Annotated in this window: 21 protein-coding genes; 12 read left to right on the forward strand and 9 right to left on the reverse strand. The window is 64.8% G+C overall.

From position 1 onward, the window contains the following. Window positions 1–2: 2 nt before the first annotated feature. Window positions 3–728: a gluconate 2-dehydrogenase subunit 3 family protein gene (locus tag AC56LG_RS00290; protein WP_497164152.1), complete on the reverse strand. Its 726-nt coding sequence runs from the start codon at window positions 726–728 to the stop codon at window positions 3–5. A gap of 306 nt (window positions 729–1,034) precedes the next feature. Beyond that, on the reverse strand, window positions 1,035–3,761 hold the full coding sequence (gene rpoD, locus AC56LG_RS00295; RefSeq protein ID WP_497164153.1) for an RNA polymerase sigma factor RpoD: 2,727 nt from the start codon (window positions 3,759–3,761) through the stop codon (window positions 1,035–1,037). Window positions 3,762–4,554: 793 nt separating this feature from the next. Between rpoD and AC56LG_RS00300 the strand changes: the two genes are divergently transcribed. Genes AC56LG_RS00300 through AC56LG_RS00315 form a run of 4 tightly spaced genes read left to right on the forward strand, consistent with a single transcriptional unit; the run spans window position 4,555 to window position 7,574 of the window. Beyond that, the gene (locus AC56LG_RS00300; protein WP_497165000.1) at window positions 4,555–4,932 is read left to right on the forward strand and encodes a ProQ/FINO family protein; all 378 of its coding nucleotides are present in this window, start codon (window positions 4,555–4,557) and stop codon (window positions 4,930–4,932) included. A 13-nt stretch (window positions 4,933–4,945) separates the two neighbouring features. Continuing rightward, complete coding sequence (locus tag AC56LG_RS00305; RefSeq protein WP_497164154.1) at window positions 4,946–5,542, forward strand: 3'-5' exonuclease; 597 nt, start codon at window positions 4,946–4,948, stop codon at window positions 5,540–5,542. 53 nt (window positions 5,543–5,595) lie between these two features. Beyond that, the gene (locus AC56LG_RS00310; RefSeq protein ID WP_497164155.1) at window positions 5,596–6,309 is read left to right on the forward strand and encodes a c-type cytochrome; all 714 of its coding nucleotides are present in this window, start codon (window positions 5,596–5,598) and stop codon (window positions 6,307–6,309) included. Then, window positions 6,306–7,574 (forward strand): c-type cytochrome, encoded by a 1,269-nt coding sequence (locus tag AC56LG_RS00315; RefSeq protein WP_497164156.1) that lies wholly within the window; start codon window positions 6,306–6,308, stop codon window positions 7,572–7,574. The genes AC56LG_RS00310 and AC56LG_RS00315 overlap by 4 nt, the downstream gene beginning before the upstream one ends. A gap of 58 nt (window positions 7,575–7,632) precedes the next feature. Here the strand turns inward: AC56LG_RS00315 and AC56LG_RS00320 are convergent, their stop codons facing one another. After that, the gene (locus AC56LG_RS00320) at window positions 7,633–8,586 is read right to left on the reverse strand and encodes a fasciclin domain-containing protein (protein ID WP_497164157.1); all 954 of its coding nucleotides are present in this window, start codon (window positions 8,584–8,586) and stop codon (window positions 7,633–7,635) included. A 266-nt stretch (window positions 8,587–8,852) separates the two neighbouring features. Continuing rightward, window positions 8,853–9,950 (reverse strand): RDD family protein, encoded by a 1,098-nt coding sequence (locus AC56LG_RS00325; RefSeq protein ID WP_497164158.1) that lies wholly within the window; start codon window positions 9,948–9,950, stop codon window positions 8,853–8,855. Between the two features lie 235 nt (window positions 9,951–10,185). On the opposite strand from AC56LG_RS00325, the gene AC56LG_RS00330 reads away from it, so the two are divergent. Then, window positions 10,186–10,608, forward strand: a complete 423-nt coding sequence (locus tag AC56LG_RS00330; RefSeq protein WP_497164159.1) for a hypothetical protein — start codon at window positions 10,186–10,188, stop codon at window positions 10,606–10,608. Between the two features lie 103 nt (window positions 10,609–10,711). Here the strand turns inward: AC56LG_RS00330 and AC56LG_RS00335 are convergent, their stop codons facing one another. Both AC56LG_RS00335 and AC56LG_RS00340 read right to left on the reverse strand, forming a co-directional pair. Beyond that, on the reverse strand, window positions 10,712–11,833 hold the full coding sequence (locus tag AC56LG_RS00335; protein WP_497164160.1) for a type IV pilus twitching motility protein PilT: 1,122 nt from the start codon (window positions 11,831–11,833) through the stop codon (window positions 10,712–10,714). A 98-nt stretch (window positions 11,834–11,931) separates the two neighbouring features. Then, window positions 11,932–12,405: a DMT family transporter gene (locus tag AC56LG_RS00340; protein WP_497164161.1), complete on the reverse strand. Its 474-nt coding sequence runs from the start codon at window positions 12,403–12,405 to the stop codon at window positions 11,932–11,934. 150 nt (window positions 12,406–12,555) lie between these two features. Between AC56LG_RS00340 and AC56LG_RS00345 the strand changes: the two genes are divergently transcribed. Both AC56LG_RS00345 and AC56LG_RS00350 read left to right on the forward strand, forming a co-directional pair. Continuing rightward, entirely contained in the window at window positions 12,556–13,098 is a 543-nt protein-coding gene (locus AC56LG_RS00345; RefSeq protein WP_497164162.1) for an RNA 2'-phosphotransferase, read from the forward strand. Window positions 13,099–13,221: 123 nt separating this feature from the next. Further along, window positions 13,222–13,995 (forward strand): head GIN domain-containing protein, encoded by a 774-nt coding sequence (locus AC56LG_RS00350; protein WP_497164163.1) that lies wholly within the window; start codon window positions 13,222–13,224, stop codon window positions 13,993–13,995. A 41-nt stretch (window positions 13,996–14,036) separates the two neighbouring features. Here AC56LG_RS00350 and AC56LG_RS00355 read toward each other — a convergent pair whose 3' ends face one another. From AC56LG_RS00355 to purU, 3 genes are read right to left on the reverse strand one after another with little or no spacing between them, the layout of a single operon-like run. Then, window positions 14,037–14,495: a copper chaperone PCu(A)C gene (locus AC56LG_RS00355; protein ID WP_497164164.1), complete on the reverse strand. Its 459-nt coding sequence runs from the start codon at window positions 14,493–14,495 to the stop codon at window positions 14,037–14,039. Window positions 14,496–14,518: 23 nt separating this feature from the next. Continuing rightward, window positions 14,519–15,064, reverse strand: a complete 546-nt coding sequence (locus AC56LG_RS00360; protein WP_497164165.1) for a YaeQ family protein — start codon at window positions 15,062–15,064, stop codon at window positions 14,519–14,521. 19 nt (window positions 15,065–15,083) lie between these two features. Then, window positions 15,084–15,953 (reverse strand): formyltetrahydrofolate deformylase, encoded by an 870-nt coding sequence (gene purU / locus AC56LG_RS00365; RefSeq protein ID WP_497164166.1) that lies wholly within the window; start codon window positions 15,951–15,953, stop codon window positions 15,084–15,086. 150 nt (window positions 15,954–16,103) lie between these two features. On the opposite strand from purU, the gene AC56LG_RS00370 reads away from it, so the two are divergent. From AC56LG_RS00370 to AC56LG_RS00390, 5 genes are all read left to right on the forward strand, one after another. Continuing rightward, window positions 16,104–17,123, forward strand: coding sequence for an NADP-dependent oxidoreductase (locus tag AC56LG_RS00370; RefSeq protein ID WP_497164167.1), 1,020 nt, complete (start codon window positions 16,104–16,106; stop codon window positions 17,121–17,123). A 124-nt stretch (window positions 17,124–17,247) separates the two neighbouring features. Next, window positions 17,248–17,673, forward strand: coding sequence for a phasin family protein (locus AC56LG_RS00375; RefSeq protein WP_497164168.1), 426 nt, complete (start codon window positions 17,248–17,250; stop codon window positions 17,671–17,673). Window positions 17,674–17,695: 22 nt separating this feature from the next. Continuing rightward, complete coding sequence (locus AC56LG_RS00380) at window positions 17,696–18,247, forward strand: hemerythrin domain-containing protein (RefSeq protein WP_497164169.1); 552 nt, start codon at window positions 17,696–17,698, stop codon at window positions 18,245–18,247. A 111-nt stretch (window positions 18,248–18,358) separates the two neighbouring features. Beyond that, window positions 18,359–18,715, forward strand: a complete 357-nt coding sequence (locus tag AC56LG_RS00385; RefSeq protein ID WP_497164170.1) for a KGG domain-containing protein — start codon at window positions 18,359–18,361, stop codon at window positions 18,713–18,715. A gap of 191 nt (window positions 18,716–18,906) precedes the next feature. Beyond that, window positions 18,907–19,425: a YgjP-like metallopeptidase domain-containing protein gene (locus AC56LG_RS00390; RefSeq protein WP_192054687.1), complete on the forward strand. Its 519-nt coding sequence runs from the start codon at window positions 18,907–18,909 to the stop codon at window positions 19,423–19,425. Window positions 19,426–19,565: the final 140 nt, after the last annotated feature.

Here is a 19,565-nt window from a genome sequence, read left to right on the forward strand (position 1 = left end):
CCTTATCCTCTGCGTCCTGCCAGGTCCACCGGTCCGATCGGGTACGGCTTGTCGCGCACCTCGACCCAGTCGAGGTAATCGGCGCGCATGCCGGGGTAGCCGATCATCTTCCAGGCACCCATGTTCTTGTTGCCGCCGTGTTTCGGGTCGGCGAAATAGCCATTCCGGGTTTCGTTCAGCAGGCTGCTGAAGAACAGCTTCGACGAAATGTCGGCCAGCTTGATCTTGCCGGCTTCCATGTCTTTCAGCAGCGCGTCCTGCTTGACCGGCGTGAGGTCGGCGAACTTCTTGCCGGAGAAGCTGCTGGCGCAATGCGCGTCCATGCTCTTGATGCCGACGCGCAGGATGTCGCACAGCGGCAGCTTGCCCTGGTAGCCGAATTCGGACGGCGCTTCCAGGAAGGGGCCCTGCATGTACCAGATGCCGCCGTTCGCGTACGGGGTCTGCATGTGGCGGTCGAGGAATTCGAGCACGCCGGACTCGATGGCGCCGGGGCCGTGTTCGTCGTGCGGGATCAGGCGGTCGACGGCGGCGCCGAGGAAGGCCCACTCGGCCGCGTTGAAGAAGGTCGGCGTGTAGGCATCGGGCTTGCCTTCGGGCGCGCCGGCGGCGCTGGCCCCGGCCTTGCTGCAGCCGTTCAGCGCGCCGGCCACGCCGACACCCATCGGCATGAACACGAGGCTCTTGATCAGGCTCCGACGGGAGGGCGATTTGGTATCGTCAGACATAAGGTTCTCTGGTAATGCGCGCGCCTGCACGGGCGGGGCGCGATGGGGGAACGTGAAAAAGGGCGTGATGCTACACGGAAACAGACTATGGGTGGGAGCGGATACATTGCCGAAACAAATTGAATCGTCGCTGGTTGTGCGCCACGAACTACGTGGAATCCACAGTAGGCAGGCTCTGCCCTCAGCCGCGCTGGTGGACCGTAGGGTGGACGGGTTACCCGTCCACGCGTTGCCGCCGATCTCACTGGACAAAAAAAATGCCGCCTGGGTCGGACCCGGCGGCATTTCTGTGAAGCGGAAAACCGCTTATTTGTCGTGCAAGAACGTCTTCAGCTTGTCCGAACGCGACGGCTGGCGGAGTTTACTCATCGCCTTGGCTTCGATCTGGCGAATCCGCTCGCGCGTCACGTCGAACTGCTTGCCCACTTCTTCCAGCGTGTGGTCGTTCGACATCTCGACGCCGTAGCGCATGCGCAGCACTTTCGCTTCGCGCGGGGTCAGCGAGTCCAGCACTTCCTTGATCACGTTGCGCATCGAGGCGTGCAGCGCGGCGTCCAGCGGGGCCAGCGTGGTGTTGTCCTCGATGAAGTCGCCCAGTTGCGAATCGCCGTCCTCGCCCATCGGGGTTTCCATCGAAATCGGCTCTTTCGCGATTTTCATGATCTCGCGAACCTTGTTCTCCGGCATTTCCATTTTCAGGGCCAGGGTCGGCAGGTCCGGCTCGCTGCCGGTTTCCTGCATGATCTGGCGCGAGATGCGGTTCATCTTGTTGATCGTCTCGATCATGTGCACCGGCACGCGGATGGTACGGGCCATGTCCGCGATCGAACGCGTGATCGCCTGGCGGATCCACCAGGTCGCATAGGTCGAGAATTTGTAGCCGCGACGGTACTCGAACTTGTCGACCGCCTTCAGCAGGCCGATATTGCCCTCCTGGATCAGGTCGAGGAATTGCAGGCCACGGTTGATATACTTCTTCGCAATCGAGATCACCAGGCGCAGGTTGGCCACCGTCATTTCGCGCTTCGCGGTACGGGCGCGCTTCTCGCCGGCCGCCATCTGCTTGTTGATCTTGCGCAGGTCGGCCAGCGGCAGCGCCACGCGCGCCTGCAGGTCGATCATGCGCTGCTGCAGTTCCTTGATCGCCGGCAGGTTACGGCCCAGCACGGCGCTGTACGGATAGGCGCAGTCGACTTCGCGGTCGCCCCATTCCAGGTCGGTCTCGTTGCCCGGGAAAACCTTGATGAAGTGAGCGCGCGGCATGCCGCAGCGGTTCACGCAGATGTCCAGCACGGCGCGTTCGATCGAACGCACTTCGTCCATCTGGCCGCGCAGCGTGTCGCACAGCTTTTCCACGACCTTCGCGGTGAAGCGGATGCCGAGCAGTTCGTTCGAGATGATTTCCTGCGCCTTTTCATAGGCCGGCGAACCGTAGCCGCTGGTCTTGAAGGCGTGGCCCATGCGGTCGAACTGCTCTTCGATGAGGGCGAATTTTTCCAGCGCGCTGCGGCGCAGCTGTGCCAGCTGCTCGGTCGAGTAACCGGCCGCGCCGCCGGCGGCGTCGCCGTCTTCTTCCTCTTCGACTTCTTCCTCTTCTTCTTCGTCCTCGTCCGACGCGGCTGCCTTGGCTTGCGCGGCGGCCGGGGCCGGGGCGCTGTCGTTGTGGTCGACGAAGCCGTCCACGACTTCGTCGATCTTCATCTCGTCGGCGGCGATCTTGTGCGACAGCGTGATGATTTCCGAAATCGTGGTCGGGCAGGCCGAGATCGCCTGGACCATGTCCTTCAGGCCCTGTTCGATGCGCTTGGCGATTTCGATCTCGCCTTCGCGCGTCAGCAGCGAGACGGCGCCCATTTCGCGCATGTACATGCGCACCGGGTCGGTCGTGCGGCCGAAGTCGGAGTCGACGGTCGACAGCGCGGTCGCGGCGGCCGCTTCCACTTCGTCTTCGCTGGTCGGGGTCACGGCGTTATCCGACAGCAGCATCATTTCCGCTTCCGGTGCGCGCTCGTAGACGGCGATGCCCATGTCGTTGAAGGTCGCGATGATGCCTTCGATCGCTTCCGGATCGATGATGTTTTCCGGCAGGTGGTCGTTGATCTCCGCATGGGTCAGGTAGCCGCGCTCCTTGCCCATGTTGATCAGGTTGCGCAGCTGGGTGCGGCGCTTTTCGAGTTCCGCTTCCGAGAAGCCCTGTTCGGTGCCGAGCGACGGCATACCCTTGGCCTTGCGCTCGCGCGCCTTCGACACGGCCTTCAGTTCGGCGCGTTCGACGGCGTTCAGTGCCGCGACTTCATCGTTCTCGGGCGTGAATTCGCTCGGCTTGCGGCCGCGGCGGCCCGGCACCTTCACTTGCGGCAGCAGGTAGCCCGTGGTGTCGATCGCGGCCAGCGTGGCGGCGTCGGTGGTCTTGCTGACCGAGCTGCCGGCGGTCTGGATCACGGTCGACTGCGGCTCGATGCGGCGGGCGACGCGCGCCTTGACCACTTTCGGTGCTTCGTCAGCAGCCGGTGCCTGCGCGGGCGCTTGCGCCGCGGCGACGGCAGCCGCCGCGACCGGCACTGCGGCTTCGGCGCTCTCGACCGACTTCAGGGCGGCCAGCTTCGAGCCGCGCTTGCGCACGATGACCGGGACCGTCGCCGGCGTGGACGATGCGGTGACCTGGTACCCGTCGGCTTCGGCTGCGAAATCGGCTTCAGGTGCGCCGTCGGCAGACTCGGCGACTGGTTCGGCAACCGGTTCTGCAACGACTTCGACCGGAGCCGGCGCAACGGCAACCGGTTCGACAGCGACCGGCGCCGGGGCGGCCACTGGTTCGGCCGCAGCCATGGCGGCGCCGGCTGCGAGGATCTCATCGGCCTGGGCCTTGAGCGTCGCCAGGCGCGAACGGGTCTTGACCACCGTTACCTTGGCCGCCGCTTCCGTTTCGAGGAAGTAGGAGGTCGCGGTTTTAGGCACCGCCAGCTGCGCCGTGGCGTTCTTGGCCGGCGCTTTCTTTGCTGTCAATGTCAGTGTCTTGGCGGTGTTCTTCATGAAAAACTCTCCTGTCGAGGCGGGTGCGCGCCTGCGAGGTCAAATGGTCACCACGGCTTCAAACACGCCGCGGTCAAGGGTATCGGGAAGGGTCCTATATCAGGACGGTCAAGCCTGAATCAAGCGCGTCCTCGCCTGCGGCATGCGGCGGGGCCGGATGCGCAATGGGCAGGATGGAAGGAGGCAGTGGTCAGGATCGCGGTGTGCATGTCAAAACGAAAAAAAGCCCGTTGGCTGAAACGGGCTTGCATCTATCTCGGCCGGATGGAGGAGACGGGACAGGCAACATTATGCCTTAAGGCAAGAATTGGTGATAATTGATATATCGGATAAGCGATATAAGCAAACCACATATTGTTGTTTTTTAGTCCACGACGACTCTCAGGTCCGTCTGCGCCGACGCAAGCCGTGCGCAAGGCAAGAGGCGGATCATACACGATTTCGCGAACGGGAGCGCCAGCCTGCGCCCGATCCGCGTCTTGCCGGCCCTCACACCCGGTCAACGTCGCCTGCTCAGCAGAAGTCACACGATTGGCAGCGCACTAGTGCGGGCCAGCATGCTATCCTTCGGATTCCCGTTATTACCATGAAGTCAATGAATACCATTAGTTCTGCCGCCGAGTCTGTCGACGCCACCACCCCTTCCCCAGCCGATACCCCGAATACGGAGGCGACGACCCAGCAGGGCGCGCAGGAAAGCAACGCGCAATCGACCGCGGCCGAGACCCCGGCTGAGACCCCGGCTGAGACCCCGGCCACTGCGCCAGGCACGCCCGCCCCGTCGGCACGCGCCCTGCTCAAGCAGCTGCAGCAGCAATTCCCGGCCTTCCGCGATTGCCTGCCGCTCGCCATCGGCATCGACAAGCAACTGCTCTCGCGCATCCCGGGCCTCGACCGCAAGACCATGCGCGCCGCGCTCGGCATCCACACCGGTTCGATGCGCTACCTGCGTTCGATGGAAAAGGCCACCGTGCGTTACGACCTCGACGGCGTGGCCGGCGCGGAAGTAACCGACACCCATCGCCTGCACGCCAAGGAACAGCTGCAACTGCGCTTCAAGAAGGAAGCCGAGCGCAAGAAACTCGAAAAAGCAGCTGCCGCCGAAGCGGAAGCGGCGCGCCTGCGCCAGGAAAAGCTGCAGCAGCTCGCCTCGAAGTTCTCGCGCGGCTGATTTGCAGGACCCGATGAGTTCAGTCGCGGAGCAGGAAGACCTGCCGCCCTACCATGGCATCGCTCTGGCGGACGTCGTGCTGGTAAAGTCCGATGCCGAGGCCGCCGCTGCCCTGGCCGCCCTCACCGCCAGCGACGTGGTCGGCTTCGATACCGAATCGAAGCCGACCTTCCTCAAGGGCGAGGAATCGACCGGCCCGCACCTGGTGCAACTGGCCACCGACAGCACCGCCTACCTGTTCCAGATCGGCGCCCGGCCGGACCCGGCCAGCGTCGACCTGTTGCGCGCGGTGCTGGAAGCCCCTGGCATCCTGAAGGTAGGGTTCGGCCTGGGCGACGACTTGCGCCGCCTGCGCAGCAAGCTCGGCATCGAAACGCGCAACGTCGTCGACCTGTCGACCACCCTGCGCCGCCGCGGCGAGCGCAACACGCTCGGCGCCAAGACGGCGGTGGCGCGCTTCTTCGGCCAGCGCCTGGCCAAGTCGAAACGCATCACCACCACCAACTGGTCGCTGCCGCGCCTGTCGGAACAGCAGATCCAGTATGCGGCCGACGACGCCCACGTGGCGCTCAAGCTGTATCGTCACTGGCGGGCGAATCCACCTTCTTGAGACTGCATCAGGCTGATGGGTTATCATCCTGTCATCGATAACCTGGATGCCGTATGCCGCTCTTCAGAACGCTGCGTGTTTCAGCTTTACTCTTCTGCGCCCTGCCTTTCGCGGCCGCGGCGCAGCGAGGCGCCACCGTCCCCGACACCCTCGAACAGCGCGTCGCCGCCTGCATCGCCTGCCATGCGCCGAAAGATGGCGCGGGAACGAACGTCGGCGGCGTCTACTTCCCGCGCATCGCCGGCAAGCCGAGCGGCTACCTGTACAACCAGCTGGTGAACTTCCGCGACGGGCGGCGCCAGTATCCGCTCATGACCTGGATGGTCACCCACCTGCCCGATCCCTACCTGCACGAGATCGCCGACTATTTTTCGAACCAGCATCCGCCGGTGCCTGCGCCAGCCGCGCCGGTCGTCGCTCCCGCCGTGCTCGCGCGTGGCGAGCAACTGGTACGCCGCGGCGACACACGATTAAACGTACCGGCCTGCATCGCCTGCCACGGCCAGCAGCTGGCCGGCGTGGCGCCCGCGATTCCCGGTTTGCTGAACCTGCCGCGCGACTACGTGAATGCCCAGTTCGGCGCCTGGCGCAACAAGGTGCGCCGCGCCCATGCGCCCGACTGCATGGCGACGATTGCCGAGCGCCTGGGGCCGGGCGACGTCGCCGCCGTCTCGGCCTGGCTGGCCGCCCAGCCGACGCCGCCCGGCGCGCGCCCCGCCGAACGCCTCACCAGCCCCTTGCCGATGGCATGCGGGAGCGCGCCATGAAGCGGCGCATCCGCATCGGTTTGATCGTACTGCTGGCGCTGGCGGCAGCGGCCATCGCCCTGGCCTGGCCGCGCGAGGAATTCATCGCCGCCGCTTCGCCCGCCGACCATGCCGCCAGCGAGGCCAACCTGGCGCGCGGCGCTTATCTCGCACGCGCCGGCGACTGCATGGCCTGCCACACGGCGCGCGGCGGCGTGCCCTATGCCGGCGGGCGCGCCCTCGACACGCCCTTCGGCCGCCTGGTGGCGCCGAACATCACGCCGGAACCCGCTACCGGCATCGGCAACTGGACGCCCGACGATTTCTGGCGCGCCCTGCACAACGGCAAATCGAAGGATGGCCGCCTGCTGTATCCGGCCTTTCCCTACACGAACTACACGAAGGTGACGCGGCCGGACGCCGACGCGCTGTTTGCCTACCTGCGCAGCCTGCCGCCGGCACGCCAGCAAAACGCGCCGCACGAGCTGCGCTTCCCCTATAACCAGCAGCTCACGCTGGCCGGCTGGCGCCTGCTCTACTTCAAGCCGGGCGTGCAGCAGCCGGATGCGTCCAGGGACGCGCGCTGGAACCGCGGCGCCTACCTGGTCGAGGGACTCGGCCACTGCGCCGCCTGCCACAGCACACGCAATCGCTTCGGCGCCACCGACAGCACCCTCGGCGGTGGCCTGATCCCGACGATCGGCTGGTACGCGCCGTCGCTGACCTCGGATGGCGAAGCGGGCCTTGGAAAATGGAGCGAGGCGCACATCGTGCAGCTGCTCGGCACCGGCGTGTCGCCGGGCGCCAGTGTCACCGGGCCGATGGCGGAAGTCGTGGCGCAAAGCCTGCAATACCTGACGCCCGACGACCTCGGCGCCATGGCGGTCTACCTGAAATCGCTGCCGGCCGCGCCTGCCAACGCACGTCCGGCCGCACCCAGGCCGCCCGAACAGACCATGCTGGCCGGCGAAAAACTGTATGGCCAGCACTGCGCCGCCTGCCACGGCGAGCGCGGCGAAGGGAAAGGTCCGTATCCGGCGCTGGCCGGCAACCGCGCCCTGAGCATGGCCGAACCGGTGAACGCCATCCGCGTCGTGCTCAATGGCGGGTTCGCGCCCGGCACCCAGGGCAATCCGCGCCCTTACGGCATGCCGCCGTTCGGCCACGCGCTGGGCGATACCGAGGTGGCGACGCTGGTCAGCTTCCTGCGCGCCAGCTGGGGCAATGCGGCGGCGCCGGTGTCGCCGGCCGAGGTGAATCGCTATCGCAGCGTGCCGCTGGATTAGACAGGAAAAGGCCGGTGGTGCGCACGCCACCGGCGTTGTTCGATACCCGTCTGCGCGCTTACAGGGCCGGGATCAGCACTTTATCGATCACGTGAATGACCCCGTTGCTGGCCCTGACATCGACAGCGACGATCTTTGCCTGCAGCGCCGTGGTGTCCCTGATCGTCGGCGGCGTGCCAGCGTTGATCGTGATGGCCTGGCCGGCCACCGTCGGCACGGGCGTTCCGAATGGAATTTGCGTCGACAGTACCTGGCTACCCAGCACGTGGTACGTGAGGACGGTGCGCAACTGCGCTACCGTCAGGTTTTGCGGCGCGGCGGCAAACGCGGTATTGGTCGGCGCAAACACCGTGAAGGGGCCGGCGCCGCTCAGGGTGCCGCGCAGGTCGGCGGCCACGACCGCGCTGACGAGCGAGCTGAACTGCGGATTAGCCTGCGCCATCTGCACGACGTTGAGCACGCCTGGCGGCACCAGCACCTTGTCCACCGCGTGAATGACGCCATTGCTTGCAAGGACATTCGGGGTCGTCACCGTTGCGACCGTCAAGGCCGCGTCGGTAATTTTCACGCCGTTAGTAAAATCGAATGTCAGCCGGGTAGGCGAATTGGCGTAGCTGTAGGCGGTAGTCTGGACCGACCCGCCGGCGGCCAGGTCGGCAGCGAGCTTCTTGCTTCCCAATACATGGTAGGTCAGGATGCTCTGCAGGGCCGGCCCCGGCAACGCGTCGACCATGGCTGCCGCATTTGCAAATCCCAGTCGGGTGGCAAGGTCGGTGAATGCCTGGTCGGTCGGCGCAAACACGGTCAATTGTGCATTCGTATCCGTGAGCGTTCCGACAATGCCGGCCTTGGTCGATGCTGCCAGCAAGGCATTGAAGCCTTGCTGCTTCGCGACCTCGGCAATGTTCGGGGCAGCCGGCGCATCGTCGTCATCGCTGCTGCCGCAGCCACCGAGTACGGTGGCCAGTGCCAGGACTGCAAATCCGGACTTCAGAAAATGTCGTATGTTCATGATGTCTCCAATCGGTTATCGAACTGAACGAGACTCTCCGCACTGACCAGCCGCCGGCGGCCGAACGCTCGGAAAGCCTTGAGGATGTCGTCCCGGGCGCGGGGCATCCGGTACCAGGTTTTTACTTCGGATTGAATATAATGGGACAGTGCGGGACACACGAAAGCACGCACACACAAATGTGGGTCAATTCCAAGTCAATCAATGGACAATTCCGGGATTTAACGACCTAATTGTCTAGACATCCAGGGACATCCGAGGACAAGCTAACGCAGCGTGCGCCAGTCGCCGGGCGCCGCACCGAATGTCGTCGTAGTCCAGTCCGACGCGATCCCGATATCGTAACCGTGCACGATCACCACCGACACGGCATCGAACTGCTGCGCGGCCGGGTAAGTGGTCAGGGCGATATTCGCAATCTTGCGGGCCAACGCATTTTTTTCCTCAGCGGTCCGGATACTGCTCACCGCATTGATCGTCAAGGATTTCGGTCGCTTGTCTGCGCTTGTCAGGCTGGTATTTTCGAGAATGGTGGCATTGCGCACGCCGGGAATCGCGATCACCTTTTGCTGGACCTGGCGCAAGGGTGCGAAAAAGCGGTTATCGGCTATCGAATGAATATAGAAGAGCGCGCCGATCACAAGAACGAACAGGACTGCGACTGCCGCCACATGGCCTTTCCATAAAGGCGGCAGGGGCGGCACTGCCGCCCTCCTCGCACGCACGACAACGGTACCGGCAAGCAGGTCATGGACTGACCGCCGCGTACGCCGGTTGAACAGATAAAGGTAGACAGTTGCGCCGCCCAGCCCGAATACCAATACCGCCTGCAAGGCCGGCAGCACGATACTCGAATAGCCGCCGCCCAAAGCGAGATTATTCAGCAAATACGGCATATAAAACACGGTGCAGCGCAATGCGGCGCGTCCGACGCCGAGTGGCGCGCCGGCCGTCGTGACGACCCGGATATCCGACGCCCGCTTGCCCAGGCTGCTGCCCTGGTACAGGCGGCTGTCCATGCTGCCGAAATACGCGACCATGACGAGAAATCCGACCAGGCGGCCCCAGGCGCCCATTGCTTCGAACTGCTCGCCGAAAACCAGGCCCAGGCACAAGCCCACCAGGCCGAGCAACAGCGTATCGATCAGAAAAGCCGCGCTGCGGCGCCAGAACCCGGCGATCTCGGGTGGCCCGTCGTCCGGCGCCGGAGCGTCCACCGCCGTGCGCATCGACCGTGCAGTCTCGAGCTCGGCCAGGCGCGCGTGAATATGCCGGACGCGTTCCGGAAAACGCTGCGCATCGATACGGGCAAGGATTTGCCGGAGCTGGTCCGCAGAATAACTGGCGAAATCGGGTTCGTTCAATATGACTCCGGAAGAGAACTGGTTTGAATAATGCAGAGCCGGACGCCATTGACAGGCTGCCCGCGTATTTTAGTTTCCGGCGATTTTCAGTAACCGCCCCGGGTTTTTTATGCCCTGAGGATGTATATAAAAGCTTGATGTACCTATATATCGGCTACCGTAAAAGTTAATTGTTTGAAAAAACTATTAGGACTACAATCGATTGGCATTTCTAATCAATTCATTGGAGACTGTGATGAAGATAATTAGCTATGGCCTGGCCGCCATTGCAGTAGCGGCTTGCATGTCGTGCGCGTACGCCCAGCAGCAAGCGCAAGCCGCCAGCGTCAGCGACGCGGCGGAGCCGGTGCAGACCGTCACCGTCACGGCACAGCGCTTCCATGTCACACCGCAGGAGTTCAAGGATTACGAATACACGTACGTTCTCAGTAACGGCGAGGTGGTGCGCTTCAGCCGTCGCGTGGGGCGCTTCTTTGTGGCCATCAAGGGCCAGCCGACGGTGGAGATCTTTCCCGCCGCCGCCGAGCAGTTCGTGACCAGCGACGGCGCCAGACTGGTGTTCACGGATGCAGGCGACAAGCTCACCATCGATCACTACGAGCTGCTGCAAGCCGCTTCGGGGGTGCAGGTCGCCGCCTTGCCGACGACGCCGAAATAAGGCCAACGCGCCCGGGCCTCGGGTCGGCCTGGGGTCGGAGCCAGCGCACTACGGCAGAGACCGTGTCCCAATGTCAGACCTGCCCCCAGCCTTTTACAGGCTTTCAGACCAGATCCGCGAACCCGACCCGGTCGGTGGTCGCGGCGCGCGCGTCGTCGATGCCGATCTTGTGGTTTGAGAGCAGGCGCTCGAGCGAGGCATTCATCGTATGGCAGCCCGGATCGCGTCCGCTGTTCATGTGTTCGCGCAGGGCGCCCAGTTCCCCTTCCTCGATCAGGCGCACCACCGCCGGGCCGGGCGTCAGGCATTCGGTGGCCAGGTGATAGCGGTTGCCCTCGAGCGAAGGCAGCAGCGCCTGGCACAGCACGCCGCGCAGGGCGTGCGCCAGCGCTTGCGCCTGGGCGTCGGAATTGCCGAGCAGGCGCAGCATCTTTTGCAGCCCCATCTCGGTCGAACGCGCATGCAGGGTCGCCAGCACCAGCGGGCCGGATTCGGCCAGGGCCAGGGCTTCCTGCGCGGTCTGGGCGTCGCGGATCTCGCCGATGACGATCACGTCCGGCCGCTCGCGCAGCGCGTCCAGCGCGCCAAGGTAATAACTTTCGACGTCACCGTCGATGCCCACTTCGCGCTGGGTGATGATGCATTTGCGCTGCGGGATCAGGGTTTCGACCGGGTCTTCGATGGTGATGATGTGGCCCGAGCGGCGCTTGTTGATTTCATCGAGCATCGACGCGATCGTGGTCGACTTGCCCTGGCAGGTGTCGCCGATGATCAGCACCAGGCCGCTGGTCAGGCGCGCGAATTCCTGGGCGTCGCGGTCGAGACCGAGTTCGGCGAGCGGCAGCGGTTCCTTGGGGAAGCGGCGGATCACGCAGCCGAGGCGCTTCTTGCCCTGGAAGGTAAAGCAATTGGCGCGGATGCGCGCCGTGTGCAGGTCGATCGAGCGGTCGAAGGCGCGGTCGGCGATGCGCTCGGCCCAGTTCGGCTCGATGACTTCGAAAAATTCTTCCAGTTCCTCGCGCGTGATCGGCGAATCCGTCACCGCCACCAGCCCCTTCGGCTGGCGCAGCATCAGTGGGCTGTTCTGGTGGATGATGATGTCGGAAAACACCAGGCGCGAATTCAGCAGGTGCAGGATCTGCTCGACCAGAGTGCCGAAGACCGGGTGGTCTTCGTTTTCGACATACGACAGCGTGGGGATTTGCGAGGACTGGTGGAATTCCATCGGGCGTGGTTCTCTGGCTAATGAAGGTGTCGTTCAGACAATACCGACCATTATAGAACCATGCCTGTTAGAAATTGCAACTGCTAGCGAGAAATTGTTCAGCGTCCCAATGCCACAACAATGCGGTCGCCGAACAGGGTCAAGGCAACGCCGGCCACCACCACCAGGGCGCCGGCCATGCGGATGCTCGATACCTTGCGCACGGCCATCTGCACCAGGCCGAAGTTATCGATCGCCATCGACATCATGAGCTGGCCGGCAATCACCAGCACCACCATGTTCAAGAGGCCGATGCGTGGCGCCAGGAACACCGTGCCGAACACGAAGGCCGCGCCCAGCATGCCCCCGCTCAGCTTCCACAGCGGCTGCTGCACCAGCAGCGCCAGCGACTCGCCGACGCCGCCCCGGGCAAAGGCGGCAATGCCGAGTACCAGCGTGCCGACCGAGAACGAGATAAAGGCCGCGACCACCGAGTTCGCATGCAGCGCGCCGGCCAGCTGGCTGTTGACGGCCGCCTGCACCGAAATGAAGATGCCGACACAAAAGGCCAGCACGAATAACACCGCGTTCATGATTACTTCCCTACCGGTAAAGCCGGAAACAAAAAGGGCAAGATTGTAGTGGATGTGGGGCGCGGCCGGTGGATTATGGGAAGCGTGCGCGACGGCCGCTCCCCCTTTGCGTCTATCATGCGGCCCTATAATCAACAACAGGAGCGGTGGATGAGCAAGCGCATCGTCGAGACCAGCAAGTTCCTCAGCTTCGTGCTGCGGCACCAGCCGCAAGCCATCGGTATCGACCTCGACCGCGAAGGCTGGACCGACATCGACGCCTTGATCGCCGCGGCGACGCGCGATGGACGCCGCCTCGACCGTGCCCTGGTCGACGAGGTGGTGCGCACGAACGACAAGAGCCGCTTCGCCGTATCCGGCGACGGCTTGCGCATCCGCGCCGTGCAAGGCCACTCGAGCGCAGCGGTCGCCCTGACGCACCGCGCACTGGCGCCGCCGCCGCTGCTCTACCACGGCACGGCGAGCCGCTTCGTCGCCGCCATCATGCGCGGAGGCTTGCGCGCGGGATCGCGCCACCACGTGCACCTGTCGCAGGAACAGGCGACGGCGGCCAGCGTCGGGGCGCGCTATGGCGTGCCGGTGGTGCTGCAAGTCGATGCGGCGGCCATGGCGGCGGACGGCTTTGTCTTTTACCTGGCCGATAACGGCGTGTGGCTGACGGATGCGGTCCCGCCGCGCTACCTCGGCCGCTGAGGGATACGTTTATTGGTCCGGCGTGCAGCCTGGCCGCATTTCCGTGCAGTCTGTCGCATTCCCGATGCGCTCGACGTCGCGCCTGGTTAGTCTTTCATCATCGACAACCATGAGGACAAGATCATGAAAAAGAATGTTTCCATCGCCCGCCGCGCCCTGCTCGCCGTTTGCATTGCAGGTAGCTTCGCCGCCACCAGTCATGTGGCCGCCGCACCCTGGGACTGGGGCGGCGAGCGGGTCGAAGGCAGCGGGCGCATCGTCAAGCAGGCGCGCCAGGTCAGCAATTTCAATGGCCTGGCGCTGGCGCTGCCGGGGCATGTCGAACTGCGCATCGGCAACAGCGAGAGCGTCACCATCGAGGCCGACGACAACGTGCTGCCGCTGATCGAGACCGTGGTCGAAGGCGGCACGCTGAAGATCCGCCCCAACAAACGCAACCTCAACCTGCACTCGAAATCGATCCGCGTGGTGGTGCAGGCGCGCTCGATCGAGCGCCTGGCGCTGGGCGGTTCGGGCACCATCGAGGCCGACCCGCTGCGCGGCCGCCGCCTCGACGTCGACATCGGCGGCTCGGGCACGGTCCGGCTGAAGGGCGTCGAGAGCGACACCATGGCGGTCGCGCTCGGCGGCAGCGGCGACCTGCAGGCGGCGCGCGGCACGATCGGCAAACTGACGGTATCGATCGGCGGCTCGGGCGACGTGGACCTGGGACGGGTGCAGGCGAACAGCGCCAGCGTGTCGATCGCCGGCTCGGGCGAAGCGACGGTCTGGCCGCGCAACGAATTGAGCGCAACGATTGCCGGCTCGGGCGACGTGAATTATTACGGCGATCCGCAGGTGAGCAAGACGACGCTGGGATCGGGCGGCGTGCGCAGGATGGGCGCGTCGCCGAAATAAGGGATCGCACGCGTGGACGGGGGACCCGTCCACCCTACCGCTCAGTGCCCGTGTCCCGCCTTCGGCGCCACGTAGGTCAAGGGCAACACCCGCGCCTCCACCGTCACGCTGCTGTTCTTCTTCGCCCCGTCCTGCACCACCAGCGTCACCGGCACGGTCTCGCCTTCCTTCAACTGGCGCTTCAGGTCGAAGAACATCAGGTGGTAGCCGCCCGAGGCCAGGTTCACGGCTTTGCCGGCCGGCAGGTCGATGGCGTCGACCTGGCGCATGCGCATGGTGTTGTTTTCCATCGCCATTTCATGCAGCTCGGCGCGGCCGGCGACCGGGGTGCTGACGCCGACCAGGCGTGCGGCCTGGGCCGATTGCACGCGCATGAAGGCGCCCGAGGCCTTCTGGTTGGGCACGGTGGCGCGCACCCAGGGATCGCTCACGGTCACTTGCGCCAGCGCGCTGGTGGAGAACAGGCCGGCGGCCAGCAGGGTCAAAAGAATACGGGTCATGGTGGACTCAAGAATGAATGTTGTCAGGCCGCGGCGGCCTTGAAGCTCTCGCGCTCGACCAGTACCGTATCGACGCTGTCGGTCAGCCACAGCTGGCCGTCCTGGATCGTGCACTGCAGCTGCATCGACCGCTTGGCCAGCTTTTCCAGCGCGGCGCTGGTCTCGGCAGGGATGTTGATGACGGTGAGGTTGCGCGCGCGATCGAGTTTGTTGGCGATGCCCTTCCACCAGATGTGGCTGGTCGCGCTGTAGCAATACACGTAGACGTGCTCGGCGCGGCCGCAGGCTTTCAACAGGCGCTTTTCATCGGGCTGGCCGACCTCGATCCAGGTCTGGATCGCACCGGTCAAATCCTTTTGCCACAGGTCCGGCTCGTCGGTGTCGAACAGGCCCTTGGTGAAGGCCAGCGCTTCGTTCGCGTGCAGGGCAAAGGCGAGCACGCGGATCATCACGCGCTCGTCGGTTTCGGACGGGTGACGGGCAATGGTCAGCCCGTGTTCCGCGTAATAGTTGCGGTCCATGTCCGCAATCTGGATATCGGCCTTGTAGATGGTCGCTTTGAGTGCCATTGGTACTTTACTTATCGAATTATTTGAAAACCACGGTGCGGTGGCCGTTTTGCAAAATGCGGTGTTCCACGAACCACTTGACCGCGCGCGCCAGCACCACGCATTCGACGTCGCGCCCGATCGCGGTCAGCTCCTCGGTCGTCATCGCATGGTCGACCCGCTCGACGTCCTGCTCGATGATCGGGCCTTCGTCGAGTTCGCCCGTGACGAAGTGCGCCGTGGCGCCGATCAGCTTGACGCCGCGCGTGTGGGCTTGCGCATACGGCCGCGCACCCTTGAAGCTCGGCAGGAAGGAGTGGTGGATGTTGATCGCCCTGCCCTCCAGCGCCTTGCACAAGCCCGGCGACAGGATCTGCATGTAGCGCGCCAGCACCACCAGCTCGACCTTGTGCATGTCGAGCAGCTCGACGATGCGCGCCTCCTGCGCCAGCTTGGCCTCCTCGCCCGCCCCCGTTGCCAGCGGCAAGTGGTGGAACGGGATATTGTAACTTGCCGCGAGCTGGTAGAAGTCCATGTGGTTCGAGACGATCGCCGAAATTTCGACCGGCAACAGGCCGCTCTTGTAGCGGAACAGCAGGTCGTTCAGGCAGTGGCCGATCTTCGAGACCATGATCAGCACGCGCGGCTTGGCATGGGCGTCGTGCAGCTGGCCGCGCATGTCGTTCGCCTCGCACAGGGCGGCAAAGGCGCCGCGCAGGTCGGTATCGAGCACGGCCGTATCTTCCAGCGCGAAGTGCACGCGCATGAAGAACAGGCGCGATTCCGGATCGCCGAACTGGGCGGAGTCGATGATGTTGCAGCCGTGCTCGGCCAGGAAACCGGCCACGCGCAGCACGATGCCGCGCTGGTCGAGGCAGGACAGGGTGAGGATGTATTCCGGGTGCGTCATGGTGGCGGCTATGTCGTGAAGTTGGCGGATGGGTGCTCTGCATTGTCGCACGGCTTGCAAAAACAGCCATGCAAAAAGCATCGGCAGAAAATCGCACGACCGTTTGTTTTTAGGTATAGTTGGTAGTTCAACCAACACGAGGGAGACACCATGCCGCAAGCCACCAACGATCAATTTCTCTTGGCCGCACGCCCCGTCGGCATGCCGAAAGACAGCGACTGGCAACGCGCCGCGCCGCCGCTGGAAGACCTCCGCGACGGCGAGGTGCGTGTCAGGATTCTCTACATCTCGCTCGACCCGGCCATGCGCGGCTGGATGAACGATGCCCGCTCCTATGTGCGGCCGGTGGCGATCGGCGAGGTGATGCGCGCCGGCGGCGTCGGCGAGGTGGTCGAATCGAAATCGCCGCGCTTTGCCGTCGGCGACCATGTGATGGGTGTGACCGGCGTACAACGCTACTGGACCGGTCCCGCCGACGACAAGGGCGCGATGCTGGCCAGGGTCGACCCCAGCCTGGCGCCGCTGCCGACCTGGCTGAACGCCCTCGGCATGCCCGGCATGACCGCCTACTTCGGCCTGCTCGAAGTCGGCCAGCCGAAAGCGGGCGAAACGGTCGTGGTGTCGGGCGCGGCCGGCGCGGTCGGCATGACGGTCGGCCAGGTGGCCAGGCATCTTGGCTGCCGCGTGGTCGGTATCGCCGGCGGCGCGGACAAGTGCCGTTTCGTCGTCGAGGAACTGGGTTTTGATGCGTGCATCGACTACAAGGCCGGCCCCGTGCACGCGGGCCTGAAGCAGCATTGCCCGCAGGGTGTGGACGTGTATTTCGATAACGTCGGCGGCGACATCCTCGACGCCGTGCTTACCCGCATCAACATGAAGGCGCGCATCGTCATCTGCGGCGCGATCTCGCAGTACAACGCCACCGAGGCGGTCAAGGGCCCGGCCAACTACCTGGCGCTGCTGGTCAACCGCGCGCGCATGGAAGGCATGCTCGTCACCGACTATGCCGCCCGCTACCCGGAAGGCGTGGCGGCGCTGGCGCGCTGGATGAAGGAAGGCAGTTTCAAGAGCCGCGAGCACATCGTCGAGGGCTTCGACACCTTCCCGTCGACGCTGCTGATGTTGTTCAAGGGAGAGAACCTCGGCAAGCTGGTGCTGAAGGTCGCCTGACTTTTTGTAGCACGCTTGCGCCATTCGCTGGCGCAAGCGCTTTCGCTGCTTTTGCTTTGCCATGTGTTGGAACTCCTGCGGTCCTGCGGCGTCTATTGAGACTGACTCTTTCGCCGAGGATTCCATGCCCGCCATTACCCTACCCGACCTGCGCGCCCAGCTCGCCATGCAGGTCGACTTCCTGAGCCAGGTATCGCGCCACGCCGTCGACACCCTCGAGCAGCTCAGCGACCTGAACATGCACACGGCGCGCCGGATGCTCGACGAGGGCATCCGCCTCGGACGCGCGCTGGCAAGCTGCAACGACCCGATGCAGATGGGTGCGCTGGCCATGCGCGCCATCCCGCCCGCGGCCGAGGGCTGGCGCAACTGGCACGGCGCCCTGGTGAACGTGCTCACCAACAGCGGTGCCACGCTTGCACGCGACGCCAACGACGGCGGCTGGCAGGCCGCCCGCGGTGCATCCAGTAGCGCCGCAGGTAAAGGCGCCAGCGTGCGCAGCGCACGCGCCGGTTTCGAAGACATGGGCGCCGCCCACAATCCCACCTGACCACAATCAACGAGGAGGAGTCATGGCATCGACTGGCAATCACCAGGATGGGCCGGCAGACGCGCTCGCGCTGCTGCAGGGCGAACACGAACAGGTGCGCCGGCTGTTCGCGCGCTACGAGAGCCTGCGCGGGCTGGACGACGCGGAAGAGACGATGGCCGAACTGGTCGACGATCTCTGCGACGCGCTCATCATCCACACGATGATCGAGGAAGAGTTGTTCTATCCGGCCCTGCGCGCGGCACTCGGCGAGGACGAGCTGCTCGACGACGCCGAACTCGAACATGCGGGCGCGCGCGAGCTGATCAGCCAGCTCGAAGTCATGTACCCCGGCGACGAGCATTTCGACGCCACCCTCGCGGTGCTGTTCGAGGAAGTGGCGCACCACATCGCCCAGGAAGAAGGCGAGATGTTCGAGGCCGCGCGCAGCGCCGGCATCGACCTGGTGGCGCTCGGCGAGCGGCTGGCGCTGCGGCGCGCCCAGCTCGACGAAGACCTGAGCGCGCCGCCCCCGTTCGACGCCGCGGCCGTGCCGCACGAAGGCCGGCGCACGCCGCCGCGCGCGCCAGACTGACGATCATCCGCGCCGGATAGAGGAACTAACACAGGCGTGGTCTCTCTAACCGGACGAGCGCGGCAATGTGCGTTCACTTCCACTTGAATGCAGGGCAACCAGGAGAACGACATGGCGACAAGCAAGGAGAGCGGCAAGAGCGCGGGCAGCTCCGGCGGCAGCGCGCAAAAGAGCGGCGGTGGCAACAGTGCTCCGGCCAAGCGCGGCTTCGCGGCGATGGACCAGAACCAGCAGCGCGAAATCGCCAGCAAGGGTGGCCAGGCCGCCCACCAGAAAGGCACGGCGCACGAATTCGATTCCGAGGAAGCGCGCCGCGCGGGGCAGAAAGGCGGGGAAGCAGTCAGCCGCAACCGTGCGCACATGGCCGACATCGGCCGCAAAGGGGGCGAAAGCCGGCAATCGGCCAGCCGTGCAGCCGCTGCCGCAAGCAAGGCCGGCGGCAATCGCCAGGGAGGCAAGGAAAGCTGAGGTAGCGCCGCGCCGCCATCTTGCTGGCGCGGCACGAAAGTGCCGCGTCGGGGTTGCGGCGTATTCGCCGCGTCGAGGTTGCGGCGTATTCGCCGCGTCGGGTTTGCAGCGCTCGCACCGGCGCCGGATCATCCGGCGCCGGTGCTGCGGCCGGCTGCAAGGGCGCGACGGCTGTGCTACATTCGCGTCCCATGTCCGAACTTCGCTATCTCACCGCCTACCCCGACCAGCTGCGCCAGCAAGCCGCCACCCTCGTCAAGGAGGGCCGCCTGGGCGCCCTGCTGCGTTCGCGCTATCCCGCAGCGCACGGCTTGCGCACCGACCGCGCCCTGTACGGCTACGTGCAGGACTTGAAGGACGATTACCTGCGCAATGCCGAGCCGGTCGCGAAGGTCGCCTACGACAGCAAGATCCACGTGGTGCAGCACGCCCTCGGCCTGCACACGGCCATTTCGCGCGTGCAGGGCAGCAAGCTCAAGGCCAAGCACGAGATCCGCATCGCCAGCGTGTTCCGCGACGCCCCGCTCGAATTCCTGCGCATGATCGCCGTCCACGAACTGGCGCACCTGAAGGAAAAGCAGCACGACAAGGCCTTCTACAAACTCTGCTGCTGGATGGAGCCGCAGTACCACCAGTTCGAACTCGACTTGCGGCTGTATCTCACGCATATGGAAACGACGGGCGAGCGCCTGTGGAGCGAAGCGGCTTGAATTATTTACCGGCATTCGTTTCATTGTTGACCGCTGTGTAATGTAGGGCGGGCATGCCCGCCTCCGTGCCCATGCACGCCGCAACGCTTGTCGACAACGTGGCCTGGAGCCAGGCGATGCAGTCGATGTTCAACCGTTGT

This window comes from Telluria sp. ZB2R32 (assembly GCF_059685715.1).

Coding starts and splice junctions, on each gene's coding strand:
- AC56LG_RS00290 (WP_497164152.1), bottom strand. CDS start 728: ATGTCTGACGATACCAAATCGCCCTCCCGTCGGAGCCTGATCAAGAGC.
- rpoD (WP_497164153.1), bottom strand. CDS start 3,761: ATGAAGAACACCGCCAAGACACTGACATTGACAGCAAAGAAAGCGCCG.
- AC56LG_RS00305 (WP_497164154.1), top strand. CDS start 4,946: ATGAGTTCAGTCGCGGAGCAGGAAGACCTGCCGCCCTACCATGGCATC.
- AC56LG_RS00310 (WP_497164155.1), top strand. CDS start 5,596: ATGCCGCTCTTCAGAACGCTGCGTGTTTCAGCTTTACTCTTCTGCGCC.
- AC56LG_RS00315 (WP_497164156.1), top strand. CDS start 6,306: ATGAAGCGGCGCATCCGCATCGGTTTGATCGTACTGCTGGCGCTGGCG.
- AC56LG_RS00320 (WP_497164157.1), bottom strand. CDS start 8,586: ATGAACATACGACATTTTCTGAAGTCCGGATTTGCAGTCCTGGCACTG.
- AC56LG_RS00330 (WP_497164159.1), top strand. CDS start 10,186: ATGAAGATAATTAGCTATGGCCTGGCCGCCATTGCAGTAGCGGCTTGC.
- AC56LG_RS00335 (WP_497164160.1), bottom strand. CDS start 11,833: ATGGAATTCCACCAGTCCTCGCAAATCCCCACGCTGTCGTATGTCGAA.
- AC56LG_RS00340 (WP_497164161.1), bottom strand. CDS start 12,405: ATGAACGCGGTGTTATTCGTGCTGGCCTTTTGTGTCGGCATCTTCATT.
- AC56LG_RS00345 (WP_497164162.1), top strand. CDS start 12,556: ATGAGCAAGCGCATCGTCGAGACCAGCAAGTTCCTCAGCTTCGTGCTG.
- AC56LG_RS00350 (WP_497164163.1), top strand. CDS start 13,222: ATGAAAAAGAATGTTTCCATCGCCCGCCGCGCCCTGCTCGCCGTTTGC.
- AC56LG_RS00355 (WP_497164164.1), bottom strand. CDS start 14,495: ATGACCCGTATTCTTTTGACCCTGCTGGCCGCCGGCCTGTTCTCCACC.
- AC56LG_RS00360 (WP_497164165.1), bottom strand. CDS start 15,064: ATGGCACTCAAAGCGACCATCTACAAGGCCGATATCCAGATTGCGGAC.
- purU (WP_497164166.1), bottom strand. CDS start 15,953: ATGACGCACCCGGAATACATCCTCACCCTGTCCTGCCTCGACCAGCGC.
- AC56LG_RS00370 (WP_497164167.1), top strand. CDS start 16,104: ATGCCGCAAGCCACCAACGATCAATTTCTCTTGGCCGCACGCCCCGTC.
- AC56LG_RS00375 (WP_497164168.1), top strand. CDS start 17,248: ATGCCCGCCATTACCCTACCCGACCTGCGCGCCCAGCTCGCCATGCAG.
- AC56LG_RS00380 (WP_497164169.1), top strand. CDS start 17,696: ATGGCATCGACTGGCAATCACCAGGATGGGCCGGCAGACGCGCTCGCG.
- AC56LG_RS00385 (WP_497164170.1), top strand. CDS start 18,359: ATGGCGACAAGCAAGGAGAGCGGCAAGAGCGCGGGCAGCTCCGGCGGC.
- AC56LG_RS00390 (WP_192054687.1), top strand. CDS start 18,907: ATGTCCGAACTTCGCTATCTCACCGCCTACCCCGACCAGCTGCGCCAG.